2 protein-coding genes are annotated in these 1,984 nt (G+C 39.9%); both read left to right on the top strand.

Annotated elements, in window-relative coordinates:
* A partial coding sequence (locus ACEW8O_RS08975) for a M24B family metallopeptidase (RefSeq protein WP_373494288.1) occupies window positions 1–1,099 on the top strand: 1,099 nt, incomplete at its 5' end.
* A partial coding sequence (locus tag ACEW8O_RS08970) for a DUF1016 N-terminal domain-containing protein (protein WP_373494287.1) occupies window positions 1,062–1,984 on the top strand: 923 nt, incomplete at its 3' end. The genes ACEW8O_RS08975 and ACEW8O_RS08970, both read left to right, overlap by 38 nt.

The following is a 1,984-nucleotide window of genomic DNA, read 5'->3' as shown; positions in this document are numbered from 1 at the left end:
GATTGAAAAAACTAAATTTAAAAGCATCATTTCGGAATATTTGGATTCAGTGGCTGATCGGCAAATCCATTTCCTACCACCTTATCGACCGGAAAATTTACAAAAGCTGGCCAGTTGGTTTAACAAATCTCCACAGGAAATCCATTCCCTTGTTTCAGCGGATTTTATTAAAGCTGTGGTTTCTTTACGATCTATCAAGTCAGAAGAAGAAATCCTGGAAATTACGAAGGCTGTGAATATCAGTGTCAGTATGCATAAAAAATTGATGAGGGAAGCCAAACCGGGAATGAAAGAATTTGAACTTCTTGGACTAGTGACCGGAGAAGCCCTTTCCTTGGGAGGAAGCGTATCTTTTCCTCCAATCATCACCATTGAGGGACAAATTCTTCATAACCATAATTACTCCAATACCCTTACTGAGGGGAAAATGCTTTTAGGGGATTTTGGAGCGGAGTCCGCTATGCATTATGCCGGGGATATTACAAGGACTATTCCGGTGGGGTCTGGATTTTCTGAAAGTCAAAGGGAAATCTATCAGATTGTGCTCAATGCCTACCAAACTGCCGTAGATGCACTAAAACCTGGTGTAAGGTTCAAGGATATTCACCTCTTGGCTTGTAAAAAACTGGCAGAGGGATTAAAAGATTTGGGAATCATGAAAGGCAATCCGGATATTGCAGTAACTCAGGGAGCGCACGCTTTGTTTTTCCAATGTGGTTTAGGGCATATGATGGGTTTGGATGTTCATGATATGGAGGATTTGGGAGAAGAATATGTTGGATATACAGATGACCTTAAAAAAAGCAGTCAATTTGGGCTTAAATCCTTAAGGTTGGGCAAAGAACTGGAAAAAGGTTTCGTGGTTACCATCGAGCCCGGGATTTATTTTATTCCAAAGCTGATCGAACAGTGGCAGTCGAAAAATCTGCACAGTGATTTCATGGACTATAAAAGATTAGCCCATTATCGGAATTTTGGTGGCATAAGAGTAGAAGATGCGTACTTAATTACTGAGACAGGTTCAAGGTTATTGGGTAAGCCTTTACCACTAGAAATCATTGATGTTGAAAATATCAGGGCAAAAAGTGCAATCCAATAAATCCACACTCATACCCCAATACCCAAACCGTGAAAAGATCAATCCTAACCTCCCTTGCTTTCTGCTTCCTGATTTCGCCTCGGTGGCACAGAAGCTGGAACATCAAACACTTCGATTTGGGGAAAATAAAAGCAATGTTAGCATGAATTTCGATTACTTGGTTACCTCCATTGAGCAAACCCATAGCCACTTTCAGCATCAAGCGGCCAAAGCTGTCAATGTATCGCTGACTTTAAGAAATTGGCTGATCGGCTATTATATTGTAGAGTTTGAGCAAAAGGGAGAAGATAGGGCAATCTATGGTGACAAACTTTTTGATACATTAAGCTCCCGTCTCAAATTTATTAAGGGAATAGACCGCAGATCCTTATACCGATTTAAAGACTTTTATTTGCTTTACCCTCATGTTGGACAATACATTCAGTCAGAACAAAATGATAAATCCTTGCCTGAACTTTTTTCTTTTCCAATTGTGGGGACAGTAACCCCACAATTGGGTATTTCACAAAAAGTGGGGACAATGACCCCACAATCTGAAAACAGTTTATTGGTTCCCGCTAAAAAATTAATACAAAATCTATCTTATAGCCATATTGAGCAACTTTTGCAGTTTGAGCAATCACTTAAACGCACATTCTACGAAATCGAATGCATTAAAGGCACTTGGAGTGTGAGGGAACTCAAACGCCAAATCAATAGCCTGTATTACGAACGGAGTGGAATGAGCATCAAACCTCAAGTTCTCAGCGAAATCACGCAACAAAAGGCGGAAATTTCCTATCCTTCAGAAATCGTAAAATCATTATATGCTTTTGAATTTTTGGGATTAAAGGCAAAAGATGCGGTAGAGGAAAATGATTTGGAATCAGCCTTGCTTGACCATTT

This window comes from Aquiflexum sp. (genome assembly GCF_041749095.1).
Classification (GTDB): domain Bacteria; phylum Bacteroidota; class Bacteroidia; order Cytophagales; family Cyclobacteriaceae; genus Aquiflexum.
This window is presented reverse-complemented; position numbering and strand designations above follow the sequence as displayed.